The sequence below is a fragment of the Pseudomonas sp. Ga0074129 genome, assembly GCA_001465025.1.
Lineage (GTDB): Bacteria > Pseudomonadota > Gammaproteobacteria > Pseudomonadales > Pseudomonadaceae > Aquipseudomonas.
The window spans coordinates 17,676-32,411 of record LNDO01000077.1 but is presented as its reverse complement, the minus strand read 5'-3'; the positions used below and the strand labels follow the sequence as shown (position 1 = coordinate 32,411).

At 57.7% G+C, this 14,736-nt stretch carries 9 protein-coding genes and 1 pseudogene; 8 read left to right on the top strand and 2 right to left on the bottom strand.

Annotated features, from left to right (window positions below; all coding sequences use genetic code 11):
* Positions 1–77: 77 nt before the first annotated feature.
* Positions 78–3,377, bottom strand: a pseudogene (locus AUK77_RS09770) (PAS domain S-box protein).
* Positions 3,378–3,468: 91 nt separating this feature from the next.
* Positions 3,469–4,374 (bottom strand): LysR family transcriptional regulator, encoded by a 906-nt coding sequence (locus tag AUK77_RS09765; RefSeq protein ID WP_296128891.1) that lies wholly within the window; start codon positions 4,372–4,374, stop codon positions 3,469–3,471.
* A gap of 212 nt (positions 4,375–4,586) precedes the next feature.
* Between AUK77_RS09765 and leuC the strand changes: the two genes are divergently transcribed.
* The 8 genes from leuC (at position 4,587) to AUK77_RS09725 (ending at position 14,708) form a co-directional block, all read left to right on the top strand.
* Complete coding sequence (leuC, locus tag AUK77_RS09760; RefSeq protein WP_296128887.1) at positions 4,587–6,014, top strand: 3-isopropylmalate dehydratase large subunit; 1,428 nt, start codon at positions 4,587–4,589, stop codon at positions 6,012–6,014.
* 11 nt (positions 6,015–6,025) lie between these two features.
* Entirely contained in the window at positions 6,026–6,673 is a 648-nt protein-coding gene (gene leuD, locus AUK77_RS09755; protein ID WP_296128884.1) for a 3-isopropylmalate dehydratase small subunit, read from the top strand.
* A gap of 51 nt (positions 6,674–6,724) precedes the next feature.
* Positions 6,725–7,807, top strand: coding sequence for a 3-isopropylmalate dehydrogenase (gene leuB / locus AUK77_RS09750; protein WP_296128881.1), 1,083 nt, complete (start codon positions 6,725–6,727; stop codon positions 7,805–7,807).
* A gap of 55 nt (positions 7,808–7,862) precedes the next feature.
* Positions 7,863–8,975 (top strand): aspartate-semialdehyde dehydrogenase, encoded by a 1,113-nt coding sequence (asd, locus tag AUK77_RS09745; RefSeq protein ID WP_296128878.1) that lies wholly within the window; start codon positions 7,863–7,865, stop codon positions 8,973–8,975.
* 146 nt (positions 8,976–9,121) lie between these two features.
* Positions 9,122–10,132, top strand: coding sequence for an aspartate-semialdehyde dehydrogenase (locus AUK77_RS09740; RefSeq protein ID WP_296128875.1), 1,011 nt, complete (start codon positions 9,122–9,124; stop codon positions 10,130–10,132).
* 154 nt (positions 10,133–10,286) lie between these two features.
* Complete coding sequence (locus AUK77_RS09735; protein WP_296128873.1) at positions 10,287–13,115, top strand: FimV/HubP family polar landmark protein; 2,829 nt, start codon at positions 10,287–10,289, stop codon at positions 13,113–13,115.
* Positions 13,116–13,118: 3 nt separating this feature from the next.
* A complete protein-coding gene (gene truA, locus AUK77_RS09730) occupies positions 13,119–13,985 on the top strand; it encodes a tRNA pseudouridine(38-40) synthase TruA (RefSeq protein ID WP_296128870.1) in 867 nt (288 codons plus the stop codon).
* Between the two features lie 102 nt (positions 13,986–14,087).
* The gene (locus AUK77_RS09725; protein ID WP_296128867.1) at positions 14,088–14,708 is read left to right on the top strand and encodes a phosphoribosylanthranilate isomerase; all 621 of its coding nucleotides are present in this window, start codon (positions 14,088–14,090) and stop codon (positions 14,706–14,708) included.
* Positions 14,709–14,736: the final 28 nt, after the last annotated feature.

Genomic DNA, 14,736 nt, shown 5'->3' with positions numbered 1-14,736 from the left:
AGCAACTCGCGACATGCCCTAGGCGCAGGGCGTGTTGCAAGAGTCTCAAACCTGTAGCGGTTAATTCGGCATCGCCTCTATAGCGACATGGGTAAGCGGTTGTCGTTAAGCATTTGCTGGAACTGCTCCAGCGCCACGGGTTTGCTGAACAGATAACCCTGATAGAGGAAGCAGCCCTGTTGCTGGAGGAAATCAAGTTGATCAATTTGCTCAACGCCCTCGGCAATCATGTCCAGCCCCAGGCTGCGTGCCATGGCGACGATGGCGCGGATGATTTCGGCATCGTTGGCGTCATGCGTGGCGTCGCGTACAAACGACTGATCAATCTTCAGCACATCCACGGGCAAGCGCTTGAGGTAGGTCAATGAGCTGTAGCCTGTGCCAAAGTCGTCCATGGCAAAACTTACGCCAAGGCGCTTGAGGCGATTCATCTTGGCGATGGTGTCGTCGATATTCTGAATCACGATGCCTTCGGTGATTTCCAGCTTGAGCATGTGCGCGGGCAGGCCGCTGTTGGCCAAGCTGGTTTCCACACGCTCGACCAGATCGTGCTGGCGAAATTGCCGCGGACTGATGTTTACGCACAGGCTGAATTGATGTTCGGTAACCAGCCCTTTGCGCAGGAATTCGGCGCACGCGTGGCATGCCTCGGCCAATACCCAGCCGCCGACTTCGAGAATCAGGCCGCTTTCTTCCAGGATGTGAATAAACAGTGCCGGTGACTGTGCGCCTTGAGTGGGGTGTATCCAGCGCAGCAACGCTTCGGCACCGATGATCTGGTTATTGCGGGCATCGACCTGTGGCTGGAAGTGCAGTTCGAATTCGCCACGCGCTTGGGCCAGACGCAGGTCATTTTCCAGGCGCAGGCGTTCGCTGGCGGCTTTTTGCATGGTGTTGCGAAACAGGCGAATACTGTTGCGACCGGCATCCTTGGCGCGATACAGGGCGATATCGGCCCGTTTGAGCAAGTCGGAGGGCGTGTCGCCGTGATCAGGAATCAAGGCAATGCCAATACTGGGCGTTACCTGCAGTTGATGACCCTCAAGCAGCATCGGCTCGGCCAATACCTGGCGCAGTTTTTCTGCCACGTTGCGTACCTGGCTGACCACGGCCGAGCGTTTACCCTCAAGGCCCGAAATCAGCACAACAAACTCGTCGCCACCCAGGCGCGCCACAGTGTCTTCCAGACGCACGCTCGATTGCAGGCGGGCGGTGACCAACTTGAGCACGGCATCGCCAACGGGATGACCCAGGGAGTCGTTGATGTGTTTGAAGTGATCGAGATCGATAAACATCAACGCGCCCCGCAAATCATGGCGTTTGAGCAAGGCGATCTGTTGTGTGAGGCGATCAAGCAAGAGCGCCCGGTTAGGCAGGTTAGTCAGTGAGTCGTGCTAGGCTAGGTGTTGCACCTGCGCCTGGGCATCCTTCAGGGCGCTGATGTCGCGCGCGGTCAGCAGCAGGCAGGGAACGTTGTTGAGGGCGATCGACTCAACGGATACCTCCACCAGCTTGATGCGACCATCGCGGTGTTTGCCGCGCATTTCCATGTGGTACACATGGCCGTCGCGTTTGAGCCGCTCAATCATCTGTTCGCGTTCAGCCAGGTCAGCCCAGACATTCAAATCCTTTGAGCTGCGGCCAATAACCTCCTCCGGGAGGTAGCCAGTGAGCCTATAAAAGCCATCATTGACCTCAATGTAGCGTCCGGTGTCGCGTTCAGTAATGGTGATGGCGTCGGGGCTTGAGTGGAAGGCCAGGGCAAACTTTTCCTGACTGGCCTGCAGCATGGCTTGGGCTTTCTGCCGTTCACTGATGTCGCGGAAGATGGTGAGTATGCAGCGCTGATCATTGAGCGTGATGGGCCGAGATGAAACCACGCAGGTGATCAGCCGCCCCTGTTTGTCGAGAAAGTTGACCACCTCGTTGTCCAGTGTCTGCTCGCGTTCGAGTTTCTCATAGAGCGATGTGCGTTGGCTTAAATCGGCCCACAGGTTGAGGTCGACCATTTTGCGGCCCACCACCTCGTGCGGTTGCCAGCCAAAAATCTGGCTGAAGCTTGTATTGATCTCCATGGCAAAGCCGTCGGGCAGGGTGGTGAGCGCGACGGGGTCTGGGCTGGCTTGGAACAGGCTGGAAAACTTGGCTTCCGAGGCGGCGAGGCTTTGTTCGCGGCGCACGCGCTCGCTGATGTCGATCAAAATGCCTGCCATGCGCAGGGGTTGACCTTGAGCATCGCGATAGAGTTTGGCGGTGCTCTCCAGGTAGTGCACCTCACCGTCCAGATAAATCGCCCGGTAGGTGACTTGATAGTCCGCACACAAGCCCTGCGCCAACTGCTGATACCGTTTGCGCATGGCATGCCGATCCGCCATGGGCACGCAGCTGAAAAACTGGCGGAAATCATCGTGAAACGGCGCTTCATTTAAGCCATGCAGTTTGGACGCGCGTGCGGAGCCGAAGAGCATGTTGCTGGGGATGTGCCAGTCCCAAGTGCCCAGATCAGCTGAATCCAGAGCCAGGTCAAGGCGCTCTTGGCTATCACGCAGAGCCTGTTCTTGTTGGCGTTGCACAGTAATGTCGCGCAGCGATAACACCAGACAGACATGCCCGGCCAGGGTGATTTCACCGCCAAACAACTGGTTGTAACAAATGCTGCCGTCGCGGTGATAAAGCGCAACTTCAAGGCCGTTTAATGCGTTGTTGTTGAGCGCATCAATCATGCGCTGGCGATCTTCCGCGCACGCCCAGATGCCCAGCTCCATGGAGGTGCGGCCCAGGGTCTGCTCGCTGCTCCAGCCGAATTGGCGCTCAAAACCAGCATTGATTTCGATAAAACGGCCGCTGACCTTGTCGGTAATGACCACGGCATCCGGGCTGTAATTAAATGCCTGGGCAAACTTTTCTTCACTGCTGCGCAGTGCTTGCTCGCGAGCTTGTTGGCTGCTGACATCACGAATGACGCCCATGACGCGTTGTTTGCCATCGGCGTCTTGTTGCAGGCTGCCGCTGATTTCCAGCCAGTGCAGGCTGCCATCAGGCCAGCGAATACGATGTCGATAGGCGCGATTGGTGGGCGTACCGCTGAGCATCAATTCGAACAGGCGGACGACCTCGTCGCGGTCTTCCTCGGGGATTAAATCGATGTAATTGACCTGCTCGCGCAGCGGTTGCTTTGGGTCAAGACCAAACAGCGCCTGTGCGCCGCGTGACCAACTGACCCGCCCGCTTTCAATGTCCCAATACCAGGTGCCCAGTTTGGCAGCGTTAAGGGCGCGCAGCAGCCTGGGGGCATCATTCCAGGTGCTTTCAAACTCGGCAGGGTCCAAGGCCGAGATAAATGGCAATGGCGGACGGCGATCAGAGTGTTTGGCCACGGCCAAGCGCTCCTTTGTGGGCGTGGCTTCCGTGGGCGTTGGCTAAGCGTTTGGGCTGAGTCATGCAGAAACCTTTCTTATCGTTATCAGCTCACGTTAGCTGCTTCGCGCTGACCTGCGCAAGGTCATCGCGCTGGGCGTCGAGCAGATTCATAAAGGCTCGCGCAGCGTTGGATAAGGTGCGTTCGGTGTGGCTGATGTAGCCGAGTTGGCGCGTCAGTTGAATGCCTGGCAGTGGCAAGCGCGCCACTTGTTCATCAAGCATGGTGCGCGGCAGAACGCTCCAAGCCAGGCCGATAGACACCATCATCTTGATGGTTTCCAGGTAGTTGGTGCTCATGGCGATGTTGGGCGTTAGCCCCTGGGCTTCGAACAGGCGTCGCACAATATGATGAGTAAAGGTATTGCCGCCTGGAAACACGGCTGGATGATGGGCCACATCGGCCAGGGTGATGGCTTGATTGCGGGCCAGCGGGTGCTCGGGCGCCGCTACAAAGTCCAACGGGTCATCCCATACCGCCACCGCATGCACGGGTTCGCGGGTTTCCGGGGCGAGGGTGATCACGGCCAGTTCAGCGCGGCCGTGCAGCACTTCTTCGTAGGCCACTTCAGAGTCAAGAAACTGAATGTCCAAGGCCACTTGCGGGTGGGCGCGGGTAAAGGCACGCAGCAAGGGCGGCAGGCGATGCAGGCCGATGTGATGGCTGGTGGCGAGTGTCAGGCGACCGCATATCTCGCCATTGAGATTGGTCAGCGCGCGGCGCGTGTCATCAAGCACATTGAGAATTTGATATGCACGCGGCAGCAGGGCGCGACCTGCCTCGGTCAGGCTGACCTCACGGCCAAGGCGGTCAAACAGGCGCACACTCAGTTGTTGTTCCAGGCTGGCGATGCGCTTGCTCACGGCCGGTTGCGTCAAGTGCAGGCGCTCTGCCGCTTCTGAAAAGCTGCCCAGCTCGGCGATGGCGATAAACGCATTGAGGGTAGCGAGATCCATAACGCACGGACTCCAAGTAATAGCCATAAAGGCGCATAAGAATGGCGAAGCATTCTGGCGGCTCAGTGTTCGCAGAGTAGCGCTATTCCGCTAAGGAATCTTTCGAATAAAAAATATGAATTTGAGTAATTTCATTCAAGTCCATAGGATTGTCACATAAGCCAAAGGGCTATTCGCCCAGGCATAGAAAGACGCTGATGAGGGATCCGCTGATGGCCGGCAAAACGTTGTACGACAAGCTCTGGGACATGCACGAGGTGAAGCGCCGTGATGATGGTTCATCGCTGATCTACATCGACCGTCATATCCTCCATGAAGTGACCTCGCCTCAGGCCTTCGAAGGGCTGCGTCTGGCAAACCGCAAGCCATGGCGCATCGACGCCAACATCGCTACCCCGGATCACAACGTGCCGACCACCAAGGCTGAACGCCAGGGCGGTCTGGAAGCCATTGCTGATGAAGTGTCGCGTATTCAGGTGCAAACCCTGGATGAAAACTGCGATGCCTTCGGCATCCTCGAATTCAAGATGAACGACGTGCGCCAGGGCATCGTCCACGTGGTCGGCCCGGAGCAGGGCGCTACCTTGCCGGGCATGACCGTGGTGTGCGGCGACTCCCACACCTCCACCCACGGCGCATTCGGCGCATTGGCCCACGGCATCGGCACTTCCGAGGTCGAGCATGTACTGGCAACCCAGTGCCTGGTGGCCAAGAAGATGAAGAACATGCAGGTGTTGGTCGAGGGCAAGCTGCCGTTTGGCGTCACCGCCAAAGACATCGTGCTCGCCGTAATCGGCCGAATCGGCACCGCAGGCGGTAACGGTCACGCTCTGGAATTCGCAGGCAGTGCAATCCGCGACTTGTCGCTGGAAGGGCGCATGACCATCTGCAACATGTCTATCGAAGCTGGCGCTCGTGTGGGCCTGGTGGCGGTGGATGAGAAGACCATTGCTTATGTTGAAGGCCGCCCGTTTGCGCCCAAAGGTGCCGATTGGGACGCCGCCGTGGCGCAGTGGCAGGACTTGGTTTCCGACGCCGATGCGGTGTTCGACACCGTGGTCACACTGAAAGCGGAAGACATCAAGCCGCAAGTCAGCTGGGGCACCTCGCCGGAAATGGTCTTGGCTGTGGACCAGAATGTCCCGGACCCGGCTGCTGAAAGCGACCCGGTGAAGAAAGATTCGATCATCCGCGCGCTGAAATACATGGGGCTGCAGGCTAATCAGGCGATTACCGATATTCAGCTTGATCGCGTGTTTATCGGCTCATGCACCAACTCGCGCATCGAAGACCTGCGCGCCGCCGCCGAGGTGGCCAAAGGCCGCAAAGTTGCCAGCACCATCAAGCAGGCGCTGGTGGTACCGGGCTCCGGTCTGGTCAAGGCGCAAGCTGAGCAGGAAGGGTTGGACAAGATCTTTATCGAGGCCGGTTTTGAATGGCGCGAACCGGGCTGCTCCATGTGCCTGGCGATGAACCCGGACAAACTCGGCAATGGCGAGCATTGCGCCTCGACCTCCAACCGTAACTTCGAAGGCCGTCAAGGTGCTGGTGGACGTACGCACCTGGTCAGCCCAGCGATGGCGGCTGCGGCAGCAGTGACCGGTCGCTTTATCGATGTGCGTGAATTGATCCAGGCCTGAGGACTACATAGATGAAAGCCTTTACCCAACACACCGGCCTGGTTGCTCCGCTTGATCGCGCCAACGTCGACACCGACCAGATCATCCCCAAGCAGTTCTTGAAGTCGATCAAGCGTACGGGCTTCGGTCCGAACCTGTTCGATGAGTGGCGCTACCACGATGTCGGTCAGCCGAACCAAGACAACTCCACGCGCCCGGTCAATCAGGATTTTGTGCTGAACTTTGCGCGCTACCAAGGGGCTAGCGTGCTGCTGGCACGGGAGAACTTCGGTTGCGGCTCATCGCGCGAGCACGCGCCCTGGGCACTTGAGGAATACGGCTTTCGCGCCATCATCGCACCGAGTTTTGCCGATATCTTCTTCAACAACAGCTTCAAGAACGGTCTGCTGCCGATCATCCTCAAAGAGGAAGAAGTAGACGTGCTGTTCCAGCAGGCTGAGGCCAACGTTGGCTACCAGTTGACCGTTGATTTGGCGGCGCAAACCGTGACTCGTCCAGATGGCGTGCAGTACAGCTTTGAGGTCGACGCCTTCCGCAAGCACTGCCTGCTCAATGGTCTGGACGATATCGGCCTGACCTTGCAGGACAGCGATGCCATCAAAACCTTTGAAAGCACCTATCAGCAGCGCAGCCCCTGGCTGTTCGGTGCCATCAAGTAATCAACGGGCGAGTGCATCCATCACTCGCCGATTTAATGAGTTGAGAAAAGCATGTCCAAACATATTCTGATTCTCCCCGGCGACGGTATCGGTCCGGAAATCATGGCCGAAGCGGTCAAGGTGCTGGAGCTGGCCAACGACAAGTACAGCCTGGGTTTTGAGCTGAGCTTCGATGATCTCGGTGGCGCGGCTATCGACCGTTACGGTGTGCCGTTGGCTGACGAAACGCTGGCGCGTGCTAAAGCGGCTGACGCCATTCTGTTGGGCGCTGTCGGTGGCCCGAAGTGGGACACCATCGACCCTGCCATCCGTCCTGAGCGCGGTCTGCTGAAAATCCGTTCGCAACTGGGCCTGTTCGGCAACCTTCGTCCGGCGATCCTCTATCCGCAACTGGCCGATGCCTCAAGCTTGAAGCCGGAAATCGTCGCGGGCCTGGACATTCTCATCGTCCGTGAGTTGACCGGCGGCATCTATTTCGGCCAGCCGCGCGAGAGCAAGGTGCTGGAGAATGGCGAGCGCATGGCCTATGACACTCTGCCGTACAGCGAGAGCGAAATCCGCCGGATCGCCCGTGTCGGCTTTGACATGGCTCGCGTGCGCGGCAAGAAGCTCTGCTCGGTGGACAAAGCCAATGTGCTGGCCTCCAGCCAACTCTGGCGCGCCGTCGTGATTGAAGTGGCCAAGGATTACCCAGACGTCGAACTCAGCCACATGTACGTCGACAACGCCGCCATGCAACTGGTACGTGCGCCCAAGCAGTTCGACGTGATGGTCACCGACAACATGTTTGGTGACATTTTGTCCGATGAAGCTTCGATGCTGACCGGTTCCATTGGCATGCTGCCGTCGGCATCCTTGGATGCCAACAACAAGGGCATGTACGAGCCGTGTCACGGCAGTGCGCCGGATATCGCCGGGCAGGGCATTGCCAACCCGTTGGCGACCATTTTGTCCGTGTCGATGATGCTGCGTTACAGCTTTAGCCAAGTGGCTGCTGCGGACGCCATCGAACTGGCGGTGAGCAAGGTGCTCGATCAAGGCCTGCGTACAGGCGATATCTACAGTGCCGGTACGACCAAGGTCGGTACGGTCGCGATGGGCGATGCGGTGGTCTCCGCGCTGCGCAGTCTGTAATCTTCCTGGCCCGCCGGACGGTCTTCGGCGGTCAGCTTATATAGGTGTAGTGGTTATGAAACGTGTAGGTCTGATCGGTTGGCGTGGCATGGTGGGTTCCGTGCTGATGCAGCGCATGCTGGAAGAGCAGGATTTCGACTTGATCGAACCGGTGTTCTTTACCACCTCCAATGTCGGCGGCCATGGCCCGGCGATTGGCAAGGAAACGGCGCCTTTGAAGGACGCCTACAACATTGATGAGCTGAAAAGTCTTGATGTGATCCTGACCTGCCAAGGCGGCGACTACACCAGCGAAGTGTTCCCCAAGCTGCGCGAAGCCGGTTGGCAGGGCTATTGGATCGACGCGGCTTCTAGCCTGCGCATGGCTGATGACTCGGTGATCGTGCTTGACCCGGTCAACCGCAAAGTGATCGACCAGCAGTTGGATGCTGGCACCAAGAACTACATCGGCGGTAACTGCACTGTCAGCCTGATGCTGATGGCGTTGGGCGGCTTGTATGAAGCCGGTCTGGTTGAGTGGATGAGCGCCATGACCTATCAGGCGGCATCCGGCGCTGGCGCACAAAACATGCGTGAGCTGATCAAGCAGATGGGTGCGATCAACGCCTCCGTGGCTGATGAACTGGCTGATCCTGCCAGCGCGATTCTGGATATCGACCGTAAAGTGGCCGAAGCCATGCGTGGTGAGTCCTTCCCGGTGGATAACTTCGGCGTGCCGCTGGCGGGCAGCCTGATCCCCTACATCGACAAGGAACTGCCGAACGGGCAGAGCCGTGAAGAGTGGAAAGGGCAGGCCGAAACCAACAAGATTCTCGGTCGTTTCAAGAACCCGATCCCGGTCGATGGCCTGTGCGTGCGCATCGGTGCTATGCGTTGCCACAGCCAGGCGCTGACCATCAAGCTGAACAAAGACGTGCCGATGGCAGACATCGAAAGCTTGATCAGCCAGCACAACCCTTGGGTCAAACTGGTGCCAAACCAGCGCGAAGCCAGCATCCGCGATCTCGGCCCGACCGCCGTAACGGGCACCTTGAGTGTGCCGGTCGGTCGCCTGCGCAAGCTCAACATGGGCTCGCAGTACCTCGGTGCGTTTACCGTGGGCGACCAACTGCTGTGGGGTGCGGCTGAACCATTGCGCCGTATGTTGCGGATTCTGCTGGAGCGCTAGTAGGGCGTTAAGACCGCGCAACTGACGCGATCAATAAGAAGCGGGAGGTGGGTTTTCGAGTTAAATCGAATGCACACCATCCCGCTTCTTTGCATTTGCAAGGTCCGGCTATACAGTGCTCGGCCAATTTGCCTTGAAGTCCTGTCATGACCCGTACCTTCGACATTGCCGTAATCGGCGCCACTGGTAGCGTTGGCGAAGCCTTGGTGCAGTTATTGGAAGAGCGTGAGTTTCCAGTTGCTACCGTGCATCTGCTGGCCAGTGGTGAGTCGGCCGGGCGTGCGCTGTCTTTTAAAGGCAAAAGTCTGCGGGTTCGCGACTTGGAAACGTTCGATTTTTCCAGCGTGCGCCTGGTTTTCTTCGCTGCTGGCAGCAAGGTGACGCAGAAGTACGCTGCTTTGGCCGGTGCTGCGGGCTGCGCGGTGATTGATTTGGCCGGCGGACTGACTGCCGCGCAAGCGCCGCGCGTGGTGCCCGAGGTCAACCCGCAAGCTGTGGCCGCGATGAAAGCGCCTTACCTGCTAACCAGTCCAAGCGCTTGCGCGGTTGCTCTGTCGGCTGTGCTGACAGCCTTACCTGCGCACATCCGTATACAACGCATGACAGTTACTGCCTGCTTGGCGGTATCCAGTCGTGGCCGTGAGGCCGTTGCAGAATTGGCCCGGCAAACGGCTGAGTTGCTCAATGCCCGCGCGCTCGAGCCGCGTTTATTTGATCGGCAGATGGCGTTTAATTTGCTGGCCCAGGTTGAGCAAACGGATGCTGAAGGTCACAGCGCGCTTGAGCGACAGATTGCCGATGACATTAAGCAGTTGATGGCATTACCCGATCTACCCGTTGCAGTGACTTGCATCCAGGCCCCAGTTTTTTTTGGCGATAGCCTGAGTGTTTCATTGCAAACCGAGGCGAGTATTGATCTGAAAGCCGTTTATGCGTCCTTGGATACGGCCCCCGCCCTTGAATTGGTGGAATTGGATGATTTTCCAACCGCTGTCGGTGATGCGGTGGGGCAGGATGTGATCTATGTCGGTCGGGTTCGTGCCGGGTTAACCGACCCAGCCGAACTCAATTTGTGGATTACGTCTGATAATGTGCGAAAAGGCGCGGCGCTGAATGCTGTGCAATTGGCCGAGTTGTTGATAAAACACTATCTGTAAAAGATACTTACCAAGAAATTTGAAGAATCTTTCGAGCTTGGCAATACTGGCTGAGTTGATTGCTGAATGGGGCTACACCTTCGGGTGGTGCAAGCGGCAATTTCCAAGACCCTCTCGCTGGTCGAGAAAAAAAGATAAAACAAGGGATAACGCTATGGTTCGGGTTCGCAAACTGGTGCTGGCAATTGCAGCTGCTTCGGCGCTGTCATCCGGTATGGCGCACGCGCTGGGACTGGGTGAGGTGACTCTACAGTCGGCGCTCAATCAGCCGCTGGTCGCGGAAATCGAATTGCTGGAAGTGCGTGATCTGGCTTCCAATGAGGTTATTCCTACTCTCGCAAGCCCCGAAGCGTTTACCAAAGCCGGTGTGGAACGTCAGTTCTTCTTAACTGACCTCAAGTTCACTCCGATGCTCAAACCCAATGGCAAAAGCGTCATCCGGGTTACGTCTACCAAACCCATGCGTGAGCCCTACCTGAATTTCCTGGTGGAAGTGCTCTGGCCTAATGGCCGTTTATTGCGTGAATACACCGTACTGCTGGACCCGCCGCTTTACACCCCGCAAAGCGTTATACCTGCGTCGGCTCAGCTGCCAGTTGCAGCCCCCGCGCCTCGTATTCAAACGCCCGCACCTACACCTGCTCCGCGCCCTGCTGCAGTAGCTGCCCCGACGCCGCGTCCGGTTGCGCCCGCTGCACCGGCAGCCGCAGCCGCACCGGCCCTGCAAGGCAATGAGTACAAGACCACCGCCAATGACACGCTTTGGGAAATTGCCCTGCGTGCGCGTGCCGGTGGCAGCGTTCATCAAACCATGTTGGCGATTCAGGACCTTAACCCCGAAGCGTTCATCGGCGGCAACATCAATCGCCTTAAAAGTGGCCAGGTTTTGCGCCTGCCGGATGAGCAACAAATCACGAAGCGTGCGCAGGGCGAAGCACTGGCTCAAGTGGCGGAGCAGAATGCCGCCTGGCGTGAAGGTCGCAGCGTAGCCGCAAGCGCTCGTCAGTTGGATGCCACCAAGCGAACCAGCGCAGCAGCGACCCCTACGACTGTTGCCCCTGCTGACAACCTCAAACTGGTTGCTACTGATGCCGGCAAGGCCACGGCAGGCAGTGATAAAGGTGCGGCTGACAGTAAAGCGCTGAACGACAAGCTCGCTGTGACGCAGGAGAGCCTGGACTCCAGTCGTCGTGAAAATGATGAGCTGAAAGGCCGCATGACCGACCTGCAGAGCCAACTCGACAAACTGCAGCGCTTGATTCAGCTCAAAGACGATCAAATGGCCAAGCTGCAAGCCGACCTTGCTGCGCAAGGAAAAGCAGTTGCACCTGTCGCCGCGCCTGAAGCCCCGGCGGCTGTAGAACCTTCGGTTGCCCCTGCTGAGCCTGCTGCCGAGCAGGCACCAGCAGACGTCGCCCCGGTTGCCCCGGTCGTTGAGCCGGAAAAACCGACCGAAACAGATTTCAATTACAGCGAAGAGCCCGCCGCACAGCCTGAAACGCCTGCTGTAGCTGCAGAAGAGCCTGCGCCGGTGGTGGCTGCCGAGCCGGTTCCGGTTGCCCCGGCTATTGAAGCTGCCCCCGCTGCTGTTGAGCCACAGCCTGAAACAAGTGCTCTTGATGACCTGATGGCTAACCCAATGTTGCTGGGAGTGGCAGGCGGCGGTGCTTTGCTGGTGCTGTTGGTTGCGCTGATGATGCTTTCGCGTCGCAATGCGATGAAAGAAGCTGAACTGCAAGAAAGCCTGGCCGCTGAAGATCGTGAGTCGAGCTTGGGCGATGCCTTAGACTTGCCGGACGACAGCTTTGCCGAACTCAACGATGACCTGAACGATCAGCCCGCCGCTGCGCAAACCGAGGAGCGTGTTACCGCGCAAACCGGTGACGCGTTGGGTGAAGCGGATATTTATATCGCCTATGGGCGTTTCCCTCAGGCCGCTGAGCTTTTGCAGACTGCTATCAATGAGGAGCCTCAGCGCAGCGATCTGCGTCTCAAATTGATGGAAGTGCATGCTGAGATGGGTGATCGCAATGGTTTCGCCCGCCAGGACAGCGAACTGCGTGAAATCGGCGGCAGCGCTGCTGAAGTCGATATGATCAAAGCCAAGTACCCTGCCATGGCCGTAGCAGCAGTGGCAGGCATTGCTGGCGCAGCGGTTGCCGAAGATAACTTCGACAGCTTCAGTCTGGATGATTTGACGCTTGATGATCCTGCTCCAAAGGCCGTCACGGGTGATCAGGATGATGCATTTGACCTGAGCCTGGACGACCTTGAGTCCGAAATGGATCGTGACCTGCAAGCAGCCGCTGGCACTCATGCCGGTTCTGATCTCAATGAGCTCTCTCTGGATGACCTCGATTTCAGTTCCCCCGTTGAGCAAGCCGAGCCCAAAGGTGATGATTTGGACTTCGACCTTGCCTTGGACAACAGCGCTAGCGACAGTCTGGACATGGGCAGTGATCTGGCGGACTTCAGTCTTGATCTTGATACGCCAGCCAAGCCTGCTGAGGCGGCTGAAGATGATTTCCTGCTGAGTTTGGATGATGAGCCTGTTGCGGCACCTGCCATTGCAGATGCTTCTTTTGATCTCCCTGCGGATGAACCTGCTGGTGATTTTGATCTCTCGGCTGATTTTGATCTGTCTCTGGGTGAAGAAACACCAGCGCAGCCGTCCAGCGATAGCTTTGCCGCGCAACTGGATGAGGTGACTGCCGAGTTGGATCTGCTGACTGAAGATTTGGATCAGCCAATGGGCTTTGATATGCCGGCTGCTTCCTCAACTGCCTCGGCGGCGCTGGATAATGACGATGACTTCGACTTCCTGTCGGGTACTGATGAAACAGCCACCAAGCTTGATCTGGCTCGCGCCTACATCGACATGGGGGACACAGAAGGTGCCCGCGATATTCTCGATGAAGTCATCACCGAAGGTAACGACGGTCAGCAACAGGAAGCGCGAGAGCTGATCGCTAAACTGGTTTGATACATGTCTGATGGTCTCACTACAGCGGCAGCCGAATCGGCTGCCGTTGGCGTTTTCAAGATAGCCTTGGGTGTTGAGTACAAGGGTTCGCGGTATCGCGGTTTTCAGCGTCAGCGTGCGGGCGTGCCGTCTGTTCAGGAATCGCTGGAAAAAGCCCTAGCCAAAGTTGCAGGCGGCGTTCCGGTAACCCTGAGTTGCGCGGGACGCACCGATGCCTTGGTGCATGCCAGTGCTCAGGTCGTGCATTTCAATACCCTGGTTGATCGCTCCATGCATGCCTGGGTGATGGGCGCGAATATGAACCTACCCGGCGATATCAGCGTGACCTGGGCCAAGTCGATGCCGGCACATTTTGATGCGCGTTTCTGCGCTCAAGCGCGGCGCTATCGGTATGTGATTTACAACGATCAGATTCGTCCCGCGCACATGGCCGAAGAAGTCACCTGGAATCACCGGCCGCTTGATATTGAGCGGATGCGCCAGGCGGCGCAGTGCTTTATCGGTACTCACGACTTCAGCGCGTTCCGCGCCCGCCAATGCCAAGCCAAATCGCCGATCAAGACGGTGCACCATCTGGAGTTATTGCAGCACGGTCGTTTTATTGTGCTGGATATTCGCGCCAATGCCTTTTTGCATCACATGGTGCGCAATCTTGCCGGCGTACTGATGACCATCGGTGCCGGTGAGCGCCCGGTTGAATGGGCGCAAGAGGTGCTGGAAACCCGCGTGCGGCGTACCGGTGGAGTAACTGCGCATCCTTATGGCTTGTACCTGGTGCAGGTGGATTATCCCGACGAGTTTGATCTGCCCAAACGTTATCTTGGGCCGCACTTTTTGTCCGGTTTGCCTGATGTGGCGGCCAAAACCTGAGGTTCGGTTGCTAAGCACTGGCTTTAAAGGCTGTGCGACTTGCATCGACACGTCTTCAACCTCTAGCATCCGGCATTCTTCGTATTTGTTGAGGTCATCCTGTTGGCAGTCGTTCGCAGCAAGATTTGCGGTATTACCCGCGTAGAGGATGCCCTGGCTGCAGCTGAGGCAGGTGCGGACGCGATTGGCCTGGTTTTTTACGCAAAAAGTCCCCGCGCCGTGTCTGTGCAGCAGGCCAGAGAAATTATCGCGGCACTGCCGCCCTTTGTGACCAGCGTAGGGCTGTTTGTTGACGCCAGTCGTTGTGAGCTGGGCGAAATTCTCGACGCTGTACCCTTGGATCTGCTGCAGTTTCATGGTGACGAAACGCCGGATGAGTGCGATCACTACGGCCGTCCCTACATCAAAGCGTTGCGGGTCAAACCGGGTGATGACATCGCGGCGCAGGTCGCCCGGTATGCCAATGCGCGTGGCGTGTTACTCGATACCTTTGTGCCAGGTATTCCCGGCGGTACTGGGGAGGCATTTGACTGGTCATTGGTGCCGGCGCAATTGAGTAAGCCGGTTATCTTGGCGGGTGGCCTTACCGCTGCCAATGTGGCTCAGGCTATTGGGCAGGTGCGCCCCTTTGCCGTTGATATCAGCGGTGGAGTTGAGTCAGCCAAGGGCATTAAAGACGCGGCAAAAATTCACGCTTTTATGGAGGCTGTGCGCAGCGTTTAAGGCTGCCCGGTGATGTGACGGCACGCCG